This window comes from Cellulomonas sp. 73-92, assembly GCF_001898175.1.
In the GTDB taxonomy this organism is placed as follows: Bacteria; Actinomycetota; Actinomycetes; order Actinomycetales; family Cellulomonadaceae; genus Cellulomonas.
On the sequence record NZ_MKTH01000019.1, the window covers coordinates 57,040 to 79,373 of the forward strand.

General features: G+C 71.5%; 18 protein-coding genes. 6 read left to right on the forward strand and 12 right to left on the reverse strand.

Annotated features, from left to right (window positions below; all coding sequences use genetic code 11):
• Positions 1 to 372: 372 nt before the first annotated feature.
• Entirely contained in the window at positions 373 to 3,084 is a 2,712-nt protein-coding gene (locus BGO37_RS14355) for a hypothetical protein (RefSeq protein ID WP_291755924.1), read from the forward strand.
• A gap of 1,640 nt (positions 3,085 to 4,724) precedes the next feature.
• Here the strand turns inward: BGO37_RS14355 and BGO37_RS14360 are convergent.
• Together BGO37_RS14360 and mobF are read right to left on the reverse strand one after the other, a co-directional pair.
• Positions 4,725 to 5,096: a sulfate permease gene (locus BGO37_RS14360; protein WP_291755925.1), complete on the reverse strand. Its 372-nt coding sequence runs from the start codon at positions 5,094 to 5,096 to the stop codon at positions 4,725 to 4,727.
• A gap of 176 nt (positions 5,097 to 5,272) precedes the next feature.
• Positions 5,273 to 8,803 carry a MobF family relaxase gene (gene mobF / locus BGO37_RS14365; protein WP_291755927.1) on the reverse strand — a complete coding sequence of 1,177 codons (3,531 nt, stop codon included), beginning with the start codon at positions 8,801 to 8,803 and terminating at the stop codon, positions 5,273 to 5,275.
• A gap of 461 nt (positions 8,804 to 9,264) precedes the next feature.
• Here mobF and BGO37_RS14370 point away from each other — a divergent pair, with 461 nt between their 5' ends.
• Both BGO37_RS14370 and BGO37_RS14375 read left to right on the forward strand, forming a co-directional pair.
• The gene (locus BGO37_RS14370) at positions 9,265 to 10,476 is read left to right on the forward strand and encodes an NRAMP family divalent metal transporter (protein ID WP_291755928.1); all 1,212 of its coding nucleotides are present in this window, start codon (positions 9,265 to 9,267) and stop codon (positions 10,474 to 10,476) included.
• Positions 10,477 to 10,959: 483 nt separating this feature from the next.
• The gene (locus BGO37_RS14375) at positions 10,960 to 12,216 is read left to right on the forward strand and encodes a glycosyltransferase 87 family protein (protein ID WP_291755930.1); all 1,257 of its coding nucleotides are present in this window, start codon (positions 10,960 to 10,962) and stop codon (positions 12,214 to 12,216) included.
• Between the two features lie 265 nt (positions 12,217 to 12,481).
• Here BGO37_RS14375 and BGO37_RS14380 read toward each other — a convergent pair whose 3' ends face one another.
• The 3 genes from BGO37_RS14380 to BGO37_RS14390 all read right to left on the reverse strand — a co-directional run bounded on the left by BGO37_RS14380 (position 12,482) and on the right by BGO37_RS14390 (position 14,064).
• Positions 12,482 to 13,180 carry a M15 family metallopeptidase gene (locus BGO37_RS14380; RefSeq protein ID WP_291755932.1) on the reverse strand — a complete coding sequence of 233 codons (699 nt, stop codon included), beginning with the start codon at positions 13,178 to 13,180 and terminating at the stop codon, positions 12,482 to 12,484.
• 192 nt (positions 13,181 to 13,372) lie between these two features.
• The gene (locus BGO37_RS14385) at positions 13,373 to 13,720 is read right to left on the reverse strand and encodes a hypothetical protein (protein WP_291755935.1); all 348 of its coding nucleotides are present in this window, start codon (positions 13,718 to 13,720) and stop codon (positions 13,373 to 13,375) included.
• A 65-nt stretch (positions 13,721 to 13,785) separates the two neighbouring features.
• On the reverse strand, positions 13,786 to 14,064 hold the full coding sequence (locus tag BGO37_RS14390; protein ID WP_291755938.1) for a hypothetical protein: 279 nt from the start codon (positions 14,062 to 14,064) through the stop codon (positions 13,786 to 13,788).
• Positions 14,065 to 14,510: 446 nt separating this feature from the next.
• Between BGO37_RS14390 and BGO37_RS14395 the strand changes: the two genes are divergently transcribed.
• Genes BGO37_RS14395 through BGO37_RS14405 form a run of 3 tightly spaced genes read left to right on the forward strand, consistent with a single transcriptional unit; the run spans position 14,511 to position 16,781 of the window.
• On the forward strand, positions 14,511 to 15,338 hold the full coding sequence (locus tag BGO37_RS14395) for an amino acid ABC transporter substrate-binding protein (protein WP_291755941.1): 828 nt from the start codon (positions 14,511 to 14,513) through the stop codon (positions 15,336 to 15,338).
• A 20-nt stretch (positions 15,339 to 15,358) separates the two neighbouring features.
• Complete coding sequence (locus tag BGO37_RS14400; RefSeq protein WP_291755987.1) at positions 15,359 to 16,018, forward strand: amino acid ABC transporter permease; 660 nt, start codon at positions 15,359 to 15,361, stop codon at positions 16,016 to 16,018.
• Complete coding sequence (locus BGO37_RS14405) at positions 16,005 to 16,781, forward strand: amino acid ABC transporter ATP-binding protein (RefSeq protein WP_291755943.1); 777 nt, start codon at positions 16,005 to 16,007, stop codon at positions 16,779 to 16,781. The genes BGO37_RS14400 and BGO37_RS14405 overlap by 14 nt, the downstream gene beginning before the upstream one ends.
• Positions 16,782 to 16,802: 21 nt before the next feature.
• Here BGO37_RS14405 and BGO37_RS14410 read toward each other — a convergent pair whose 3' ends face one another.
• The 7 genes from BGO37_RS14410 to lnt all read right to left on the reverse strand — a co-directional run bounded on the left by BGO37_RS14410 (position 16,803) and on the right by lnt (position 22,312).
• On the reverse strand, positions 16,803 to 18,113 hold the full coding sequence (locus BGO37_RS14410) for a peptidoglycan DD-metalloendopeptidase family protein (RefSeq protein WP_291755945.1): 1,311 nt from the start codon (positions 18,111 to 18,113) through the stop codon (positions 16,803 to 16,805).
• Between the two features lies 1 nt (position 18,114).
• On the reverse strand, positions 18,115 to 19,011 hold the full coding sequence (locus BGO37_RS14415) for a DMT family transporter (protein ID WP_291755947.1): 897 nt from the start codon (positions 19,009 to 19,011) through the stop codon (positions 18,115 to 18,117).
• A gap of 64 nt (positions 19,012 to 19,075) precedes the next feature.
• The gene (locus BGO37_RS14420) at positions 19,076 to 19,363 is read right to left on the reverse strand and encodes a hypothetical protein (RefSeq protein ID WP_291755949.1); all 288 of its coding nucleotides are present in this window, start codon (positions 19,361 to 19,363) and stop codon (positions 19,076 to 19,078) included.
• Positions 19,360 to 19,632 carry a YgaP-like transmembrane domain gene (locus tag BGO37_RS14425; RefSeq protein WP_291755950.1) on the reverse strand — a complete coding sequence of 91 codons (273 nt, stop codon included), beginning with the start codon at positions 19,630 to 19,632 and terminating at the stop codon, positions 19,360 to 19,362. The genes BGO37_RS14420 and BGO37_RS14425 overlap by 4 nt, the downstream gene beginning before the upstream one ends.
• Before the next feature lie 23 nt (positions 19,633 to 19,655).
• Positions 19,656 to 20,063 carry a hypothetical protein gene (locus BGO37_RS14430; RefSeq protein WP_291755951.1) on the reverse strand — a complete coding sequence of 136 codons (408 nt, stop codon included), beginning with the start codon at positions 20,061 to 20,063 and terminating at the stop codon, positions 19,656 to 19,658.
• Between the two features lie 108 nt (positions 20,064 to 20,171).
• A complete protein-coding gene (locus tag BGO37_RS14435) occupies positions 20,172 to 20,567 on the reverse strand; it encodes a DUF2752 domain-containing protein (RefSeq protein WP_291755953.1) in 396 nt (131 codons plus the stop codon).
• 44 nt (positions 20,568 to 20,611) lie between these two features.
• Positions 20,612 to 22,312, reverse strand: coding sequence for an apolipoprotein N-acyltransferase (gene lnt / locus BGO37_RS14440; RefSeq protein ID WP_291755955.1), 1,701 nt, complete (start codon positions 22,310 to 22,312; stop codon positions 20,612 to 20,614).
• Positions 22,313 to 22,334: the final 22 nt, after the last annotated feature.

Genomic DNA, 22,334 nt, shown 5'->3' on the forward strand with positions numbered 1-22,334 from the left:
CCGTGGAGGTCCCCACGGCCTTGGTCCGAGGTGCTAGGCAGTGAGAGGCACTCGAGCTCGCGCGCACCGTGTCTCCTCGGCAGAACTCCATAGAGATCGAGGCAGCCTGCTGCGTTGAGCTTTCGTCCACCGCTGCCCAGTTGGCATCGGACACCCCGGCCGCCCAGTGCCTCTCCACCATCCTTGCGGGCCCCCGGTCCGTACCTGCCCCGGTGACGGGCTGTCCGTCAGCTGGCCGGGACGCCTGGGGTGTCCCGTCGACGGGAGGGGCGAGTGATGCGTGTTCTTGGACCGCCGGATCGCGAGGCACGAACGGACGCGAGCCGTCGCGAGTCGACGCGGCCGATGTGGCGTCGGGCGGGTGCCGTGATCGTGGCGGTGTTGCTGGCCGGGCTCGGGGTGATGGTGCCCGGGTCGGCGGCTTCAGCGGCCTCGCTGGGTCCGGGGTTCAGCATCGGACCCGGACCGATCGGTGCCTACGTCGCAGACTCGGACGGTCACCAGATCTACTGCATCGACTCCGGGGCGCCGTCCCCGCTCGGGGAGTACACCTCCGGCCCGTCGACCGCGACCAGCCTGACCACCCACACCGGCGGGCAGCTTGGCGACGACGACCTGGCGCAGCTGAACTACGCGCTGTCCCGGTGGGGCGACTCCTCCGACCCGACGGTGACCTCAGCGGTGGCGATGTTCGTCTGGCAGGTTGCCGACCCGGTGACCTACGCCTCGCACGGCATGAGTGGCGACGACTGGTACATCCGCCGTGTCCCGGAAGATTCCCGTGCCGCGGTGCTGGCGAACCTGGCGACCATCCGCACCCAGACGGCCGCCAACGCCGCCGCGAACCCGGTGGTGGACGTCGCGGTGTCGATGAGCGACCAGTACAACGGCACCCTGTCGCTGACGGTGACCCCGGCGTCGCTGACCGGCAGCGTCACGCTGACGGGAGCCCGCTTCACCGACGGGGCCACCTCCAAGACGGTCGGCAGCGGCACGTACCCGATCGTCGGCACCCCCGCCTCGGGCGCGCCCTCGTACCAGGTCACCGCTTCGGCTTCGTACACCGGGCCGGGGATCGGACCACGGGTCAACCTGTACAGCACGCCCGGGGCGCAGCGGATGTTGGCCGCCGGAACGCAGACCGCGTTGACCGACACCGCGAGCTCGCCGGTGATCAACCTGGACTTCCAGCCGGCGATCGCCACCCAGGTGACCCCCCGGTACGTACCTGTCGGCGAGGCCTTCGTCGACCGACTGACCGTCAGAACGGTCGGAACGGGCGATTGGATCCGGGTGGGTGGCACCCCAGTGCGGCTGACCGCGACCGGCACCTTGTACGGGCCGTTCGACGCCCCGCCCACCCAGTCGCAGACCGTGCCGGCCGGCGCGCCGGTCGCCGGCCACCAGACCCTGTCGGTGGACCACGTCGGCAGCTACACCACCCCCGGGACGCTGACCGCCTCGACGTCGGGCTTCTACACGTGGGTGTGGCGCATCGACAAGACCATCCAGGGAGGCAACGCCCGGTACCTGCGCGGATCGTTCACCGACTGGTTCGCCCGAGCCGACGAGACCCACGTCACCCCATTCCAGCCGGTCGCCGTCTCCACCGCCGACACCCGGCTGGCAACCCCCGGGGACGCGGTGAGCGACACGATCACGGTGTCCTCGAGCAACGGGGCCTGGCTGCAGCTGGACGAGGCACCAATCCCGGTGGCCTTCACCGGCACCGCCTACCAGGTGCCCGACAACCTGCCGCCGACTCAGCTGCCGTTGAGCCCGACCTGTTCGACGCCCATGCCGACCGTGCTCCGGACCGCCAGCCTGACCCCGACCGCCCCGGACGGGGCGAGCGTGATCGGCACCGTGGAGGTCACCGCGACCGGTCCGGGCACCTATACCTCTCCCCCGGTGGTGCTGCCCGAACCGGGGTTCGTCACCTGGGTGTGGCAGGTCTGCCAGAACGCCCAGCCGGAGCAGTACCGGGACTACCTCGCCGACTCCTGGGTCGACAACTACGGCGTGCCGGTCGAGACGACCAGCGTCCGGCACCCCTTGTCGGTCACGTCCGAGCTGCGCGAGTACAACGTGCATCTCGACGGGCGGGCGTTCGACGAGATCACCGTCAGCGGGCTGCCCGACGACCACGGCGACTTCACCGGGGACGGCTACTGGGGACCCGATCTGGACCAGATCACCCACACCGTGTACGGGCCGTTGGCCGAGGCGGACCTGACCGACACCCTCGACCTGGCCACGGCCCCGGTGCTGACGTCGATCACCACCCCGGCCCGCAATGGGGTCTGGCATGTCGGCTACACCGACAGCGACGAGATCCGCCCCACCCAGCCCGGCTACTACGTGCTGGTCAGCCACTTCGACGGCGACGACCGGGTCCAGCCGTTCACCTCCAGCCCCGCCGACGTGCTCGAGCGGTTCTACGTGCCCGCTCCACCGCCGCCCGGGGTGGACGTGCACGTGAGCACGCGGGCCCGCGACGAGGCCCTGGTCGGCCATGACTTCTCCGACACTGCGGTCGTCACCGGCAGCAACATCCCGGACGGCGCCTACCTGGTCTTCGAGGCCTATGGGCCGTTCGACACGCCGCCAGCCGCCGGCACCGAGGGCGACCCGTTCTACGTCAGCGACCAGGTCCGGCTCACGGGACCGGGCCGCTACGACTCCGGGCCGACCCAGGTGCCCAGCGCCGGCCAGGTGTTCTGGGTCGAGACCCTCTACACCGGCGACGGGCAGGTCCTGGCCAGGGGTGTCCTGGGCGAGCCCGGGGAGACCACACATGTGACCAGCCCGGCACAGACGACCCCGACCCCAACCCCAACCAGCACGCCACCGGTGCCCGCGAGCACACCGACGACGCCGCCGCTTGGCCCGACGCCACTGAGGCTGGCAGAGACCGGGACCGGGGACTGGCTGCCGATCGCACTGGTCGCCCTGGTGGCGGCCTCGACCGGGGGGATCCTGCTGTTCGGACGCCGCCTGGCCCAGCACCGCCAGCGCACCGGATACGTGCGTGAGGAGGAACTCCCGCCCACCACGGACGACCGGGATCGGGCCGAGCAGTAGCCGCAGCGCAGAGCATCGGCGCGGGGTGGCTGACCGTGTGTGGGCCACTCCGCGCCGACGTGCGATGAACGCCGCGGTGAAGAGGGGTGCGGGCGCGCGGGAGCGAGAACGCCTGCGTGAGGTCGCGCTCGAGCTCGGCGATCGTCGAGGTGAGGCGGTCGGGGTCGGTGATCGTTCGGGTCAGTCCGCAGAGCATCGCGGCGTCGAGCAGGTCGGCTTCTAGGCCTCGGATCTGTACTCGGTGGGTGGCGGTCAGTTGCGCGTCGCAGTTGTCTTTCAGGCGCACGATGCCGGTGGCGAGGTAGCCGACCGCGAACGTGCCGACCAGTGCGCCGGTCGATACCAGGCGCGCCAGTGGCCGGTCCCCGGTGACCAGGTAGCAGCTCTCGCCGGCGGCGCTTTCGAGCTGGCCGGCGGCGGCGAGGTCGGTGATGACGGGGTACGACAGGTCCCATGCGGCGGCACCCAGTGCCGCCCGGTGGACTTCTGCGGTCATCGCGTTCTTCAGGCACGGAAGCTTCTCCGTCTGGCCGCGGTCCTGGTTGGTGCCCAGGAGCAGGACGCGGGCGACCGCCAGGCAGTCGGCGGACACGCCCCGGCCGGCAGCGTTGAAGCGGGCGATGTGGCGGGCGTAGGCCTGGAGCCGTGAGGTGGGGGTCGAACCGGCCGGCGGCGCGGGTCTTCCAAGGTCAGCGCCAGGTGAGGGAGCGTCGCGGAGTTCAGGTTGGTGAGCTGTTCGCTGCGCACGTCGGGAGTCGGTCCACCCCGCATCTGCTGGCCCAGGTTGGTTTTCGTACAGGGCTGTCAGCGTGGCGTACGTCATGTCGGTGATGGGGCGTGCAGCCACGCGTGAAGGGCTGCGACGGGCTTGTGGTGAACCTCGGTCGGCTCAGAGGTCATCGAGGTGAAGCTCTCCGCGAGGGCGAACCCCGGGATGACGTGGAGTCCACGCAGGGTGGCGGCCAGGTCACGGGATGTCTCGAGCGCTGTCTCGGAGCTGCCTTCGATGGCCTTGCGCAGCGCGATGAGGACGTTCAGGTCGACGATCGCCGCGATCGGCTGGCCGATCGCGGCTGGGATGAGTTGGTGGGTCTGACTGCTGGTCGCCCCGGAGGCGAAGAACCGGTCGTGCTCGTCGTCGGGGTCCGCGGCGCTCAGGTCGACGACCTGGACGGCGCCGGCGAAGTGGCTGCGGGCGGCCGCGGCCTTGCGAGGCCTGCCGGCGAACGAGCGGTCTGGCGGCAGGTCCGGGCCGAGGACGAGCAGGAGGTGTCGTCTCCTCGGGCCAGCATCTGCTCGATCTCGGTTCGGTGTCCGGTGACGGTGAAGGGTCGCTGCCCGTGCAGCTCCACGTGCGCGTCCCTGGTGGACACGGTGAGGAACAGCGGTGTTTGCCAGGGGGGGTACGCGAGGCGCCGGGGGTGAGCGGGTCGAGTCCCAGTTGCTCGGCCGCCCCGGCCATGCCTTCGGTGGACGCCGGCAGTGTGCCGGACAGTCGGCTCGTCGTCGCCGACGCCAGCAGGCCCAGCACCGGCCGACCGTGGACGTGGCCGTAGCGGACCTGCGAGGTCGGGGTGGCGGGCACGCAGCCTGGGATGTCGCCGATCACGCCCGCCCTATCGGTCGGGCGGCCTTCGCACTCAGCGGTTGGGCTGCACCGTGCTGTGGCCGCCCGCGCTGGTGGGGCGCCCGGGGGCGCGCACGGGGCGGTGCTGCCTGTATCGGGCGGTGGCCAGCAGGAGGAGGCTGAGCGGGCCGAATAGAAGGAACTTCAAGGCGGTCCAGATGAACACGGCCGCAGGCAGGTAGAGCCAGCCGGGTGCGCCGTGCCGGTCGATGAGCGTGGTGCAGATCGCGGCGGCGTACAGGTAGGCCAGGCCCACGCTCATGGCGGGCACGCCCCACTTCAGGCCGCGGCGGGTCCGCAGCAAAGCCAGCAGGCGGTTGGAGGGCAGGCGGGCGGTGAGCGCCTGGGTGTGGGTGGACAAGGTCCACAGGCTGCGCAGCAGCATCTTGGGGCTTCCTCACGATGGCAGGGCACGGAACCTGGTGCGGCGTGGTCCTGTGCTGGTGAGGTCCCCGCGGGGGGTCTGCTCTGCCCGACCGGTGTGGGTCGGCTCGGCCCTGTTGTTCGTCCCGCCGCAGCCGTCAGACTACCCTCGCCGGCCTTGGCTGGCGGGGTTTGACGCTAGAGAGGGGGGCGGGCGGTGGTGCGGGTTGGTGCCGGCCACGGGCCAGCTGCCTCGTCGAGGGCGGGCGGCTGGAGGGTGCGCAGAGCGGCGCGGGCGCGTTCGTAGTCCAGGCGCTGGGCGTCGGTGCCGGGGATCGGGCCGAGTGGGTCGCTGGTGGTGATGGTCCAGCGGTCCCGGTAGGCGGCCACCGTCGCCAGCTGTCGGCGACACCGGGCGGCAGCCGTCGGGTCGGCGGGCACGGGCCCCAGATGGGTCGCCCAGGACTGGGGGTTGGCGGCCGCGGCGGCGGCCAGGGCGTCGGCGCGTTGGGTGATCAGCTGCTCACGCTGGGCGAGGGCGACCCGCAGTTGCGGGTCCGCCACACCGGTTGCCTGCGGGATCAGTCCGGCGATGAGCCGACGGCGGCGTGGAGCCGGGGTGTAGCGGCTGGTGGCCCGCTGGAGCCGGTAGCGCAGCAGGGAGCCGAGGTCCTGGGCGCCGGCCAGGCCGCCGGCGCGCACGACCTGGGGCAGCAGGCGCTCGACGTCGTGGCCGTCGGCCTCCAGCCGGCGTAGCGCGGCGGCCAGGATCGGGTAGGAGTCGGTGGTGACAAGCTCGTCCACGGTGGGCTCGTCCAGGCCGCCGGCACGCAGCAGGGCGAGCCAGCGCTCGTGCTGGGCGACCTGTGCGATGGTGTCGTACTCGCCGACCAGCTGACGGATCGACCCCCAGGCGTCCTGCTCAGCGACGAGGGTCTCGGTGGCGGACAGCTCGGCACCGGAGTGCTGCAGGATCCCGAACAGGATCGACGAGGCGGTCATGGCCAGGTCGTCGCGGCGCTGGTGGTCCTCCAGGTCGTGGGCGTCGGTGGCGACGTAGGCGATGTTGGACTGCCGGCCCCGGCTCATCGCGACGTAGAAGGCCTCGCGGGTCATGGTGGTGGAGGCGACCAGGGTGTGGGCGCTGTCCACGGTGACGCCCTGCGCGCGGTAGGCGGTGATGGCGTAGCCGAGCTCGACGTCGTTGGCCACGTAGTCGGCCGGTAGCCGCAGCGTGGTGTGCCAGCGGGACGCTTCCCGCCGCACCGTCAGGGACCCGTCGGTGTGGGCGGTGACGACCTGCCAGCGGTCGTTGTTCTTCACCCAGCCGCGGCCCAACGCCAGGCGGCGGTCGTTCTTGCGGGTGACGACCAGGTCGCCGCGGGCGGCCTGGGTGCCGTCGTGCAGCCGGACCCCGGCCTCGTCGACCAGGCCGGCCAGGACCCGGTCGGCGCGGGCCCGTTGGTTGAGCTCGATCACGGTCTGGTTCGCCTCGGCGATCAGCACCGACACCTTCCCGGCCCGCTGGTCAGCCCGCCACGCCTGGTAGGCGCTGTCCAGGACGGTGTCGTAGTCGGCGCCCAGGACTCGGCTGTGGGTGAGGTAGGTGTCGATGACGGCGGTGTCTCCCAGCCGCAGCCCGAGGGAGGCGTGCTTTTCCCAGTCGTGGCCGAACCGGCGCACATCAACGAGCTGTGGGGCGTCCGGCCGCTCACGTACCAGCATGCCGAACGCTCCGCCGGCGTCCACTGCCTGCAGCTGGGCCCAGTCCCCGACCAGCAGCACCTTGGCGCCCACCGTGGCGGCGTGGGTCGTGATCGCGTCCAGTGCGAAGGTGCCGGCCAGGCTGGCCTCGTCGATGATCACCAACTGGCCCGGTGTCAGCCGCCAGTTGCCGCGGCGGTGCTCGTACAGCCACTTGGTGGTGTTCTCCGTTGGGATGCCCAGCTCGTCGCCCAACACGGCGGCGGCGGCGGCCGACGGCGCCAACCCGAGCACCGACCCCGGGCCGTAGCGCTGCTCCCAGGCGCGCCGCAGCGCCGCCATTGTCCTCGTCTTGCCGGTCCCGGCCGGTCCGACCAGCAGGTCCAGCACCCGTGCGGACACCCCGATCGCGGTGATCGCGTCGACCTGGTCGCCGGCCAGTCCGCCGCCTAGCCGACCCCACGGTCGGGCGGCGTCCTGGACCAGGTCGGCCGAGACGGTCGGTGCGGTGCGGTGCAGGGTGGCGGCTCGCAGCCGGTCCTCGGCTGCCAGCATCTGGCCCGAGGAGTAGACGATCGACGCCCTCGGCCGCAACACGCTCGAGCCGTCCGCGCGGCGAAACTGCTGCGGGCTGACCGCCAGCTCGGGTGGCGTCAGCTGCAGCGAGGCGTGTTCGGCAGCCTCCACGATGATCCGCAGCACCGCCTCCCGGTCGCCAGCCGAACCGAACCGCAGCCTCATCGTCTGCCGCACCGCTTCGGCATGAAGGTTCCACCGCCGCCACGTCGAGCGGCGGTCACCGACTTCCTGTAGCACCGTGGCCGCGATCTGGTGCAAGTGTTCCAGCGGCAGGTCGTCGGCGCGCAGCAGTGCCTCCTGCGTGCCGGCGCCCAGCACCTGGCTGGCCCAGCCTGTCGCGTCCCGGCCCAGGAGGGTCGTGGCCCGCCGGCGCCAGGTGTCGGTCAGCTCGGCCAGCGAATGCGTCTCCTTGGGCGGGCGGGTCGCCAGGGTCGCCTGCTGGCGGATCCGCCACAGCACCGCCCGCGACGGCGCACGACCGTGGCGGGCCACGTAGTCGCTGACCAGCCGGTCCTTGGCCTGCTCCAGGTCGTGGGTGCGGACGGAGAACTCGTCCATCAGCTCCTGCGGCACACCAGTGATCTCCCAGCGGGTGATCCGCCCCGGCCCCCGGGTGCGCGCCTGCCAGCCGACCCCCAGCAGGCGCGCCACATGATCGGACAGCACCGCGTTGTAGTGCTCCGACAACCCCGCCACCGCCCCGTGCAAGGCCCGCGAGTCCAGGGTCCGCCACCGGCCGTCCCGCACCGCCTGCACCCTGTTGGCCACCACCACATGCGTGTGCAGCTGAGGGTCCGCCGCCCGGGAGTCGTAGTGGTCGAACGCGGCCGCAACCACGCCCCGCACCTGCACCTGGGCGACCGCTCCCCGCATGCCCTCAGCACCGACGCGGGTCATCGCCACCTCGCGCTCCATCAGGTCCAGCACGTCGTCGATCGCGGCATGGTGGGCCTGAGCGATCAACGCCTGGGTTCCCCCATCGGCGACCGCCCACAGGCTCGACAGGGACTTGGGGGCGGAGAAGGTCAGGTCGAAGCCTGCGACCGGAACCCTGATTGCCTTGGCTGCCTCCTCGGCGTTGATCCACGCCACCTGTCGGGTATGGTCGGCGCCCGTCAGGTCTCCCGGGAGGGCGGCCAGGCGACGGGCTACCCGGTCGGTCGCGGGAGCGAACGTGCGGTACGGGCGGCCCAACGGCTCACCCGTCATCGGGTCCTGGCCATGGCCGAGGAGGCGACGAAGCTGCTCCTCGGTCACGGGGCTCGAGCTCGTCACCGTCAGGCCCGTCAGTCCCCGACCCATCCATCGTCCTGGCGGCGTGCCCTGCTCGACGTAGTAGCGAGTCAGAGCCGTGGTCGCATCACGGTCACCGTCGCCGGCGATTATCGAGCTGAACAGGTAGCGCACTCCCTGCCCGGCCGTCATCACCCGGATCGAGACCGTCACGTCGAACAGGTGCGGTCTGCGGCAACCCATCACTTGACACCCCGCACGTCACTGCGCGACTGCCCGTCCCCCGATCGACGCAGGCTCCCCGTCGGGGTACGACGAACGCTTCATCTAGCGTCAGGGCGATCATCTGCCCGTCCCGTACCTGGACGGCCGGCTGGTATCCCCTCGACCGGTTCGTTGGTCGGCACGGCAGTTGGGTCAAGCGGATATCCACCGCCGCTAGGTTCTACGTCCACGAAAGGCCACGGAACCGGACGTCTTGGCCGACACGGCCGGCGGGCCCTAAGTCCTCAACGGGCGGGCGCTGGACTGGCAGCCTGGCCTGGCTGGGCAGTAAGGCAAGCCTCAGCTAAGCCAAGAGACGGGCGCGGTCTATGAGTCTTCGTTCGCTCGACGTCGCATCCGCAGCACGTCCGGTCTCGGCGCGGGCCGCGCATCATCCAGGTCGTCGCTGGATGGGGGTGCTGCTCGGTCCGGGCCTGATGGTCATGCTCGCCGACACCGACGCCGGCAGTCTCATCACTGCGGCTCAGTCCGGGGCGCGCTACGGATACCAGCTGATCCTGGCGCAGATCGTGCTGATCCCCGTGCTCTATCTGGTGCAAGAGATCACGGCCCGGCTGGGACTTCTCACCGGACGAGGGCATGGCGCACTGATCCGTCGCACCTTCGGCGCCCGGTGGGCCCTGCTCTCGGCAGGCACCCTCTTCCTGGCATGCCTGGGCGCCCTGGTCACCGAGTTCGCAGGACTGGCAGGCATCGGCGCCATGGTCGGCGTGCCACGACTGGTGTCGATCACGGTCCCGGCGATGGCCCTGGCGGCGCTGATCCTGCTCGGGCGATACCGGCGCATCGAAACGGTCGGCATCGCAATCGGCGCGCTCGAGCTGCTGTTCATCCCCGCGGCCTTGCTCGCTCGCCCGGCTCCCAGCGCGCTATGGGGCGGTCTGACCCATCCCGTCCAAGCGAACAGCCAGTTCCTCATGTTGCTCGCGGCCAACGTCGGCGCCGTGATCATGCCCTGGATGGTCTTCTACCAGCAGGAGGCCATCATCGACAAAGACGACCACGACAAGGACCTACGCACGGTCCTGCGGTCGGCCCGCTGGAACACCGCGCTGGGCGCCGTCGCCACCCAGGCAGTCATGATCGCGGTCCTGGTCGCCGTCGCTGCCACCATCGGCACCACACGCCCCGGTGCGAATCTGGAGAGCATCGGTCAGATCGCCGCCGCGCTGACACCATTCCTCGGGCAACGCAGTGCGGCTGTCCTGTTTGGGCTCGGAATGCTCGGCGCTGCCACCGTGGCCGCACTTGTCGTCTCCCTCGCCGGAGCGTGGGGCATGGCCGAAGTGCTGGACCTGCGACACAGCCTGAACGACTCACCACGGCAGGCCAAGGGCTTCTACGCCCTCGCATTGGCAGCAATCCTCGCCGGTGCTCTCGTCGCGCTTCTTGCCCCCAACCTCGTCGCGCTGTCATTGGACGTCGAGGTCATGAACGCCATCCTGCTGCCGGTCGTGTTGGGATTCCTGCTCCTCTTGGAACGCCGGGCGCTTCCCGGCGAGTATCGGATGCGAGGGGCCCGCCAGGTCACGACCTACGCCCTTACCGGGCTGGTCATCGTCCTAGGTCTGACGACTGCGGTCGAGGCGCTGCTGCCATAGGCGACGTCCCCAGCAGGCGCCGTGGACTACGTTCCAGCACAACCGGTGCGCGACATGCAGCAATCCGCCGATTTGCTGCCGTTCCGCGCTCCGACAGCGGCCGGCGGCCCGCGAGAGTCCGGGGGGCACCGACGGCGCCAGCCCCGAACCGGTATCGACTCGTGCACCCAAGGTCGATGAACTCGCAGGCCGGATCGAGTGGAATCCCGTCCCGGCGCGCGCAGCCCTGCTGCGAACCGCGCCGAACCAGTGCTCCCGTGGCGCATGGTCGCGCTCGCGACGTGCCCACCATCCAGACCTGGAGGACTCCGCCAATCCGCATCCGAGCGTCGAACTGCGCGCCGGTGCTGATGGTGCGCCACGACATCCGGCCATGCGGCACCCCAGCGCTGCAGCGTCCCCTTGAACGGACGTGCCCGGGCGCTCAGATGATGCCGGTACGGTCGCCTTTGTCGCACCAGCCAGAACGGAGGGGACATCGCCGTGCCGTACAGCCAGTCGGTTGACCGGGCACGACGAGCGGTCGTCGCCTGGCTCGACCGCACACCTGCCTACCTGGGCGTGGCGGGCGCGCTCGCCGTGTGCGCGGTCATCGCGCTCGGCATGGCCGTGGTGACCGACCAGCAGGCGCACCGCATCTGGGGCCTGCTGGCGGCGGCCGGGTACCTGGTGGCGGGGGTGGCCGCGCTGCGCACGCGCCGGCCGATCGCCGGGGTGCGGATCGCCGTCGCCGGCTCGGTGCTGCTGCCCACGCTGGTGCTCGTCGTGGCCGGCATCTCCCAGCCCGAGGTCGGCGTGGTCGAGCGCTCGGCCCGGCTGCTGGTCGACACCGGGTCGCCCTACCTGGCGCAGCCGACGACGACCTACGACGTCAACCCGTACCTGCCGCTGATGTCCCTGTTCGGCATCCCGCGGCTCGTGTTCCCGCACATCGGGCTCGGCGACCCGCGCTGGTGGTTCCTGCTCGTCTTCTGCGCGTGCTTCGTCGCCGCCGACCGCCTGGCGCGCCGCGCCGGGCGCACCGAAGGTGCCCTGTGGGCCGTCCTGGCTACCCCGTTCCTGGCGCTGCACGCCTCGGTCGGCGGACATGACCTGCCGGTCGTCGGCCTGCTCGCCCTGTCGCTGGCCCTCGCCGCCCGCGGCCGCCTCTCGCAGGCCGGCTTAGCCCTCGGTGTCGCCAGCGCGCTCAAGGCGTCCGCATGGCCCGCGGTCGCGGTGATCGGCGCGTTCGTCATCGCCCGGTGGGGCTGGCGGCACGCCGGCCGGTTCGCCGCCAACGCCACCGCGGTCGTCGTCGGCGTCTCGCTGCCCGTGCTCGTCGGGCCCACCGCTCGCGCGATGTTCGCCCAGGCCGCGGGCTTCCCGATGGCGAACAGCACCTTCGCGTCGCCGGCCGACTCCCCGACGCCGGGCGTCCTGCTCGCCCACGGCGGCCCCACCGCGAAGCTCGCCGGCTACGCGCTCATGCTGCTCGTCGTCCTGGCGCTCCTCGTGGCGCTCGCCTACCGCCCGCCCCGGACGCTGGCCCGGGCCGGCGCGTTCCTCGCCCTGGCCCTCACCGCGGCCATGCTGGTGCTCCCGACGAGCCGCGCCGGCTACCTGCTCTACCCCGTGGTGCTGCTGGTGCTGGCGCTCCGCGGCCGCCAGCGGATCCCCGGTCCACCCGCCGCCACGCCGCTGTGGGCGACTGCCGACCCCAACCGGCTTGTGCCCGCCGCCGCGGCCGCCGGTTCGCCGTGACGATGCAATCTAGATCCACTGTCGCCTCGCATCGCCAAGCGACGGTCGGGTGGCTAGAAGCGGTGCCGACGGCGTGCTGGTAGCGCCCTTGGTTGGCGCCCGTAGTAGCCGGGTGACCTGACGCGCAGACGCGCCTCGTTGGTCAGCGGGCGCCGCACGGCCTCGGCGTTGACGGCGCCGCGTCGGGGTGTCGAGGCACGCCGAGTATCCGAGCACGTGGTGCAGTGGCCTCCCTGGCGGTCATGTCGAAGCCGCGGGACGCTGGCTACTTCTCCAGTCCGGCGGCGACGAGCGCGTTGACGCCAGTCTCGTATTCCCAGTGCCACGGCTCGTACGGGCCGGATCCGCCGCGGCGGGCCCACGCCGGGTTATCCCAGTCGTAGGTGGCAGCGTTGGCCCTCAGCCAGGTGCCATGAATACCGGTGTAGGTCTCCTTGCAGAAGTCGACGGCCAGCCCCCAGCCGTGGTTGGACAGGCCGGCGGGGGCCGCCAGGCCGGGCTCCTTGCGCCGCAGCGCAGCTTGTTCTTCCAAGGTTCGGTAGCCGGAGGTCAGGCACATGGGTTCGCCGAACTTGGCGGTGTGGGCGTCGTTGAGCTTGGTGAGCGTGACGACCGCGTCCGCCCGGTCGCGGTAGGGCTTCTGCCACAGGTCGCACAGTGACTCGTCGGGCACGTGCCCGTTGGTGCCGATGTCGGGTACGACTCCTGAGCACTGCACGGTGCCGCCGGTGTCGGTGCGGAAGGTGGCGCGCGGCATCGACCGGGACACTTCGTCGGAGGTGGCGCTCGCCCGCAGGACGTCCTGTGCGTCATGGTGTGGCGGCGAGACGAGCTCAGCAGGGGGGGACGGCGCCGGGAGACTCGACGTCAGGGCCTCGACCGTGCTGAGGGTGGGCACATTCGCGGCGCTCTGCGCACCAGCCGGGCCGTTGCTGAGGGTCGACGCCGTCAGCGTGACGAGCATGACGGCCCCCAGGCCGAGGCGGCCCACCGCGATCAGCGGGAATCGACGCCGGACGGGGCGCGCGGCGCGTCGATGGCGGGCGCACCCCTGGTCGGGCGTCGGCGGTGTGGCGGTGTGTCGTCCCATGCGGTAGCAGCAGGCAGTGCGGTCCTCTCGCCGAGCGATGTGCGCCGGCGAAAGGTGCGGGCCCGGTCAGGCCATCTGCCCGCTGGCGCACAGCAGGGGTGCCGCGCCGTCGACGAGTGCCGATGAGGGGGGGTAGTGGTGCATCGCTTCGCCTTCCCGGCGACGGACCCGGGCGGCTTGCGCCGCGTCGCCTGACCATCGCTTCTCCGTCCACCCTGCCGGGGTTTGGTCAAGTTCCGGCTGGAGAACGATGAAGGTGGCGTGAAGCCGCGCCTGGACGATGGCCGGTTGGTCGTCGCCGTCATCGAGCACGCGGACCAGACCGAACGTCGGGCCGGGTGCGCCCGTCGGGGTGTCGGGACGCCAGGACATGGTCAGGACGACGGCGCCCATCAGGAAGGCGACCGCCGTCACGAGGCCAGCGACCTGCAGTCCGCGTCCGCGACGGTCGGGGTGGGCTGCCCGTGTGGTCGGATGGCTCACAGCGTGGCGCGTGACTGCAGCAGGGCCGCGCGCACCTGCTGATAGGTGACCAGGTCCACCTGACCGGTCGCGAGGCGACGGTCGAGGACCTCCAGCGGCGATCCGCCGATCGGCCCGCCCGGCACGAAGCCGTTCGCCGAGTTCGGCGCCTGGTGGAAGTGCTTGGGCCGGTCGACCTCGACGACCAGCCACACGATCGCAGCGATCAGCAGGACCCAGAACAGGCCCATGCCGATCCACATCGTGGGGACACCCCATCCCAGCCAGCCCATCATCGTCGTCTCCGTCGCCCGAGTGCTGCAGTGGTTCTGCGGCCACCCCTCGATGCTGGTGCCCTCGGGTGAAGGTCCGATGCCGGTGGCGACGAAGGTTTGATGAAGCCGCCGGCAACCGTGGTGATGAAGACTGGATCAAGATTCCGCTCGTGGACGGCTGCGGCGTCGTGGGGCCCCTCAGCGTTGTGGTTGCATGGACGTCGTGCGCGTGACCTCCACCCCGACGATGCCCGCGAACGCCGCGAGCGCGACGCGGTGTTGTCGTCGCCTTCGTCTGCGCTGCTGTTGACCGCCCGGCCCGCCGTGGGCGCAGCGTTGCGCTCCGGTGGCAGCTGACGGGTCGTACACCTTCACTTTGCACGTCTCGCCTAAGCCTGAGTGCCGAAGCGTGTGCCGACTGCGCCTGCCTCTCCCCTTCCGTTCTGTTCTGCTTGAAAGGCACGTTCATGAGTTCTCGACGTCTGCTCGTCTCGGCTGCCCTTGCCGCAGGTGCCGCCTTGGTGCTGGCTGCCTGCGCCGGCGGGGCGGCGGGCGGGGCTCCGACCGCCGCCGCCACCACCGGAGCCGACCAGTCGTTGGCCAAGGTCCGAGCTGCCGGCGTTCTGGTCGTCGGCACCGAGGGCACGTACCGGCCGTTCTCCTACCACGCCGACGGGGCCGGTGGCCTGACCGGCTATGACGTGGAGGTCGCGCGTGCGGTCGGCAAGCAGCTCGGCGTCGACGTCCGGTTCGAGGAGACCCAGTGGGACGCGATCTTCGCCGGCCTGGAGGCGAGCCGGTTCGACATGATCGCCAACCAGGTGTCCATCACCCCGCAGCGGCAGCAGACCTACTCGTTCTCCACCCCCTACACCGTATCCACCGGGGTGATCGTGGTGCGCGACGACGAGGACTCGATCACCTCGTTTGCGTCCCTGGCCGGCAAGACGACCGCCCAGTCGCTGACCAGCAACTGGTACACCCTGGCCCAGAACTCCGGCGCGAACGTGCAGGGGGTCGAAGGGTGGGCGCAGGCGGTCGCGCTGCTGCAGGCCAAGCGGGTGGACGCCACCATCAACGACAAGCTGACGTTCCTGGACTACAAGAAGCAGACCGGCGCGACAGGGCTGAAGATCGCCGCCGAGACCGACGAGAAGTCCCAGTCCGCGTTCGCCTTCCGCAAGTCCGACACCAGCCTGACGGATGCGGTCGACCAGGCGCTGGACACGCTAGCCGCTGACGGCACCCTCGCCCGGATCTCCACGGAGTTCTTCGGCGAGGACGTCTCCCACTAGCGGGCGCGCCGATGCCCCCGGTGGACTGGGACCTGGCGCTCCGATCGCTGGGACCGATCGCGCTCGGCGCAGTGCGCGGCACCGTGCCGTTGGCGGTCGTCTCGTTCGCCGGCGGCATGCTGCTGGCGGTCGGCGTCGCCCTGGCCCGCCTGTCGCGTCACCGGGTGCTTTCGGGGGCGGGGCGGGCGTACGTGTCGGTGATCCGCGGCACCCCGCTGCTGGTCCAGCTGTTCGTGGTGTTCTACGGCCTGCCGTCCCTCGGCCTGGTGATCGACCCGTGGCCGTCGGCGATCATCGCGTTCTCGCTGAACGTCGGCGGCTACGGCGCCGAGATCGTGCGCGCCGCGATCCTGTCGGTGCCCAAGGGCCAGTGGGAGGCCGCCCACGTCATCGGCATGTCGCACCGGCAGTCCCTGACCCGCATCGTGCTGCCGCAGGCCGCACGGGTCTCGGTCCCGCCGCTGTCCAACACGTTCATCGCCCTGGTCAAGGACACCTCACTGGCCTCGCTGATCTTGGTCACCGAGCTGTTCCGACGCGCCCAGCAGGTCGCCGCGTTCAGCCAGCAGTTCATGCTCCTGTACCTGGAGGCAGCCCTCGTGTACTGGGTGATCTGTCTGGTGCTGTCGGCCGGCCAGGGACGCCTGGAGAAGCGATTGGACCGTTATGTCGCCCACTGACCCGACGAGCGGGCCGCCCCTGCTGACCGTGCGCGGCCTGACCAAGAGCTTCGGACCACGCCAGGTGCTGGGCTCGGTCGACCTCGACGTGGTCGGCGGCCAGGTGCTAGCCGTCGTCGGCTCGTCCGGCTCGGGCAAGACGACCCTGCTGCGATGCCTGAACGGCCTGGAGATCCCCGATGCCGGCACCGTGCAGATCGCGGAGGTGGCGGTCGACTTCGCCCGCCGTCCGTCCCGCACCGCCCTGGGCCGGCTGCGGGACCGCTCGGCGATGGTGTTCCAGCACCACAACCTGTTTCCTCACCGAACGGTGTTGCAGAACATCACGGAGGGTCCGCTGGTCGTCCAGCGCCGACCCCGCGCCCAGGTCGAGGCGGAGGCGCTGGCGCTGCTGCGCCGGGTCGGACTGGCCGAACGACGCGACGCCTACCCGTCCCAGCTGTCCGGCGGCGAGCAGCAGCGCGTCGGCATCCTGCGCGCCCTGGCGCTGCACCCCCGGCTGCTGCTGTTCGACGAGCCGACCTCCGCCCTCGACCCCGAGCTGGTCGGCGACGTGCTGACGCTGATGCGCGACCTGGCGGTCGAAGGCTGGACGATGGTGGTCGTCACCCACGAGCTGCAGTTCGCCCGGGACGTGGCCCACCAGGTCGCGTTCGTCGACCAAGGCAGGGTGGCCGAGCTGGGACCACCGAGCCAGGTGCTCGGCGACCCACGACATGAACGCACTCGCCAGTTCGTGCGCCGACTGCTGCACCCGCTGTGACCACCGACCCGACGAGTGCCCCTACGCTGGCGGCAGGCCGAGTGAGGCACGCGGGTTGACGGTGGCGCCGTTGACGTAGACCTCGAAGTGCAGGTGGCAGCCGGTGGACACCCCACCGGTCTGCCCGGCGTAGCCGACGACCTGACCGGCCTTGACCTGCTGACCGGGGGCGACCGTCCAGCTGGTCAGGTGGCTGTAGCTGGACATCAGCGACTTGGACTGGACCCAGCCGTGGTCGACCATCACCTGGTTGCCGTACCCGGACAGGTACTTGGCCCACACCACGGTGCCGTCCCGGCCGGCGTAGACCGGCTGGTTGCAGCGGTCGCGCAGGTCGATGCCGGCGTGCAGCCGGTAGATGCCCAACACCGGCTGCAGCCGCATCCCGTACTCGCTCGTGACGTACATCGGGTTGGTGGCGGTCGGGTTGGCGAACAGCGCCCCCGCGATCGCCGCCCCGGGGGTGGTGCTGGACTTCTTGGCCGTGGCCTGCTGACGTTGGGCGTCGATGACCTGCTGCAGCTGGGCCTGCATCGCGGCGGTGGAGGCGTCGGCCGCGTCGACCTGGCGCTGCGCCTCGGCCATCTGGCTGCGCACGGTAGCCTGCTTGGCCTGTTGTTCTCGTTCCAGGTCGTCGAGCCGAGCCTTGGCGTCGGCGGCCTCCTGCCGCGCCTTGTTGGCTTCGGCAACCTTCTGGTCGGCCTGCTGCTTGAGCGAGCTGATCGTCTGCTGCACCGCGTCCAGACGGGCACCCTGGTTGCGGGCGTCGGCCTGGGCTTGGCGCAGCTGGTCGAAGACCTGCCCCTGCACGCGTTGGGCGGCGGCCGCCATGGTGTAGCTGTCGACGAAGTCCTGACTGCTGCTGGCGTCCAGCAGCACGGACAACGTAGACAGGCCACCGCCGTCGCGGTACGCCGCCCGGGCCATCGCGGCCACCTCCTGGCGCAGCCGCTGCTGGTCGGCGGCGGCCTGGGCGCCCTGCGCGGTGATCTGGGCCTGCTGCTGGCGGGCGTCGGCCAACTGGGCGGCGATCTGCTGCTGGTCGCGCATCGCCGCGTCCAGCACCGTGGTGGCCTGCGTGAGCGCGGCCTGTGCGGCAGGGATCTGCGCCTGGACGGCTTGCAGGTCGACTTGTGTCTGGACCAGCTCGCCGGACAGGTCCTCCAGCGCGGACTCCAGGTCGTCGCGCTGCTTGGCGGTGGCCTGCAGCTGGTTCTCCAAGCTCGAGCGCTTGTGCGACAGGTCGTCGTCGGCGAACGCCGAGCCGGCGGTGCCGGCGATCAGGAGGGAGACGGTGGCGACAGCGGCGGCCAGCTGCTGCAGGATCTTCATGTCACGTCCTTGGTGCGCCGGTCGGCGCGGGCGCTGGGGCGGTCGGCGGCAGGCCGTGATGGCCGGCGGGCGGGGTGTGGTCGGGTCGTTGGGCGATCCACAGGGCTGCCAGCACGCCGCCCAGTCCGAGCAGGGTCCAGCCGGTTGGGCGTTCGCCCAGGACGAGGGCGGCCAGCAGCACGCCAATGACCGGCACGAGCAGGGTCCAGCCGGTCAGCTGGTCCAGGCGGGCGTGCTGGGCTTCGGTGAACCAGATGACGGTCGTGGCGGCGGTGCCGACCAGCGCGAGGAACGCCAGGGAGGCCATGAACCGGCCGGTCCACGCGATGTCGGGCTGCCCTTCGCTGAGGCTCGCCCAGACGGCCAGCGCCAGGCCGCCGAACAGCAGGTGCCAGCCGGCCACGACGATCACGTCGACACCGGCCAGCCAGCGGGCCAGCAGGGTGCCGGCGGTGGTGGCGGCCGCGGCGGCCAGCGACAGTCCAGCCCCGGCCCCGGCGCCGGACGCCGAGGCCACCACGGTCAGCCCGGCCAGTCCGAGCAACAGGGCGATGGTGGTGGACCGGGTGGGCCGCTGCCCGTACAGCCACCACGCCGGCAGCAGGATCAGCAGCGGCTGGGCGTTCGCCAGGACCGCAGCCACGCCCTTGGCGGCGCCGGCTCCGGCGGCGAACATCGCAGCCAGGGCAAGGGTGGCGTTGACCAGCCCGAGCAGCCCGATCAGCGCCCAGGTCCGTGGCCCGCGTGGCAGCCGGCGGTGCTGGGCGCTAGCCACGGCGACCAGCGCGGCGCCGGCCAGCAGGGCCCGCAGGGCGGCGAACCACAGCACGGGGGCGTCGCGCAGGCCCCAGCTGATCGCGACGAAGCACGCCCCCCACGCCAGGGCGACCCCGATCATCCGGCCGGTATGCGGTCGTCGCGCCGTCACCACCGGGGTGATGGCAGAGGTCGACGCCAGCTGGCTAGTGGCCACGGGGCATGGCCAGCATCATCACGGTCATGATGCCGACGCAGGCCACCGCGAAGATCACGGCCCCGATGCCGGCCGTGCCGGTGGCCAGCAGCACGGCGACGATCACGAGCATCGGCACGCAGCAGGCCAGCATCATCCACCGGTGCCCATGATGCGAACCGCCCGTGGACGGCTGGTCGACCGGCGCGTGGTGGTGGTCGGGCATCCGCGGGGTGGTCGATGTCCGGCTCTGCGGCCGGTCCGCTCGCCCGCCCGACGGGTTCTGCTGCTGCTTCATCGCGCAGTCCGTCCGGCTCGGGGGTGGGCCAGGGAGGCCGGTACGTAGCCGAGCTTGGCATACAGCGGGCAGTGCCCTCGAGCGCCGGTGACCAGCAGGTCCACCCCGGCCAGGACCAACAGCACCTCGAGCACGACGGCGAGGGTGGTGTGGGCGCCGGCCAGCAGCAGCACACCGCCGACGATGCCGGCGACGCCGACGACGACCCGGGAGACGCGTTCGGTCGGGGTGATGTTGATCTTCGGTGCCGGAGCGTGTGGCGTTGTCATGGTGAGTCCTTTCGACGGCGATGTCAGTGGTGCTGGTCATGCCCGACAGGCATCTGGACCTGGCTCGGGGAGGGTGCCGGGACGTTGTCGGCTCCGCGGATCAGCGGGCCGATGACCGTCGTCGACACGACAAAGGCCGCCGCGAACACGGCCAGAGCCGCGGCCGGGGCCCACCACGAGCCGAACCGGCGGCGCAGCTTCAGGAGCATCGGCACCGAGGCCGCCAGCCCCAGGACACCGAACAAGACTGTGCCGCCCGCGCCGGCCACCAGGGCGGTGCCGACCAGCGGGCCGATGTGGTGCAGCACATGGGGTGCCAGGCCAACCACCACCCCGGTCGCCCCGCTGATCGCGGTCCACACCGTGCGCAGCGGCCCACGCCGCACACGCGGCGCGCTCGGCGCAGTAACGGCCTGCAGCTGGTCGGTCATGCCTCCATCGTCCGGACCTTTGGCTGCGACCTGGTCGAGGTTGGATGAAGGTCCCGCGAAGCCTCCAGCCCGCCTTCCCAACGGGCTGCTGGCGACGGTGGGACCCGCTCACCTCAGGACGTCGACCAGCAGCTGCTGACGGGCCGTCAGCACCACGACGACCACGGCCAGGGCCACAACCGCGACGCGCCTGACCCGGCGGGACAGCCGCACCCGCAAGGTGAGCCAGTGTCGCGTCAGGAGGCCGACCCCCGCGCGGAGCATCAGGACGGCCGCGGCGACCACGGCCAGCGGCCCCAGCGGGTTGTAGTACCACGCCAGCGTCCACCGACCGGTCATGGTGAGGTAGGCGGCCCGCGTTCCTCCACACAGCAGATCCATGATCCCTAGACGATGCAGCGGGCCGTGCAGGTCGATCGCCGGCAGCCCCCAAAAGGCCAGCGCCACGGCCGCCAGACCTCCGCCCAGGGCCGCCCACGTCAGCTGGCTGTGTCGGTCAGTCAACTGCCAGGACAGCCTCACCGAGGAGCGCACAACCGGTCCGTGCGTCACCTGGTGCCCCTTCGATCGGCCGGGACGCTCGGCTGGTGGCCGGCTCGTCGCCCAGATCGCGAGCCGGTTCGCACCCGATCCGGCCGAGCGGCGTCCGACCAGGCGTCGGTCGACTCCGCCTCACGACTGGCAGCACCGGCCAGCGCTGCTGCCAGGGCAAGGGCGACCGCGGCGGTTACGGGTGCGGCACCGAAGCGGTCGGCCGGAGTCAGGCTGGTGCGCAGCGGGAGCTCGGCTCGGAAGGTGGCCGGCGTGAACAGCCCAGTGCGCTGCTGCACGGTTCCATCCGGGGCGATGACCGCGCTGACGCCGACGGTCGAGATCTGAACCGCGGCCCGGCCGTGCTCGACAGCCCGCAGCCGGGTCATCGCCAGCTGCTGGGTCGACTCGCCGGTCCACCCGAACGACGCGTTGTTAGTCGCCACGACGATCAGCTGCGCGCCGTCGCGCACCGCAGTGCGCACCACGTCGTCGAACGCCACCTCGAAGCAGATGACGGTCGCCAACGGCACGACCCGGCCTAACCGCGGCACATCAAGGGGCACGAGCGCCGGTCGGTCGCCGGGCTTGGCGTCGGTGCCGACCCGGTCGACCTGGGAAGAGAACAGGCGGAACAGGGGGCGGGCGGGGATGTACTCCCCGAACGGCACCACCTTCTGCTTGGAGTAGGCGAACACCGTGCCACGACCGGGCTGCCATAGCAGCATCTGCACGTAGCGGCCGTCCGGCAGCCGCTGGTCGGCTCCCAGCAGGATCGGCGCCCGCACCGCCTGCGCCGCGCCCTCGACTGTCGCTCCAGCGGCGGCGTCGGTGCGAGGGTCGATGTCGGTCGCGTTCTCCGGCCACAGGACGACGTCCAGGCTGCCGGGCGCGGCGTCGTGCAGCAGGGTGCGGGTGGCGGCCGCATGGTTGTCGAGCACCACCCGGGATCGGTCGGCGACGACGGCGCGCCTGTCGGGCACGTTGCCTTGCACGCCGGCCAGCCGCAACGTGTCGGCCTGGGCCGCGGTCGACAGCGGGATCGAGAGGGCCAGCGCGATGATCGCGCTGGTGGTCGCGGCGGCCGCCAGCGCCGGCCACAGCCGCCGGTGCACCGGTGCCAGCCAGGCGCGGGCGAGGACGAATCCGACCAGGGCGACCGCGGCGGTCACCAGGGGCGCGCCACCAAGCCACGCCAGCGCGAGCAGTGGCCCGTCGGTCTGGGAGAACGCCAACCGGGCCCAGGGGAACCCGCCGAACGGCCAGGTTGAGCGCAGCTGCTCGTCGGCCACCCAGGTGACGGTGAAGGTCAGCGCCGCCGCCCACGAGGTGCGCTGGACCCAGGGCGTCCGGGCCGCAATGGCCCACGTGGCGGTGCCGACCCCGACCAGGGCGGCCTGGACCACCGCCAGCGCCAGCCAGGCCAGCGCTCCGGCGGCCTGGTCGGCCCACCACAGGTGCGGAATGAAGAGCCCCAGGCCCCAGATCAGACCGACCAGCCCAGCCCAGCGCACCGTCGCCCGGTGCAGCGCCACCACCAAGACGGCGAGGCCCAGGCCGGCCGTTGGCCACCAGGACAGGTCGGGGAACGCGGTCTGGGTCGCCAGGCCGCCGACGGCCGCCTGCAGCAGGCTCACCGGCCGCGACAACCTGCCGGTCGGTGCCGCGTCCGATGCTCGGGTCGCAGCCACGCGGCCGGCCGCCAGCAGGGTGCTCATCTGGGGTGCTGTCCGGTGGTCG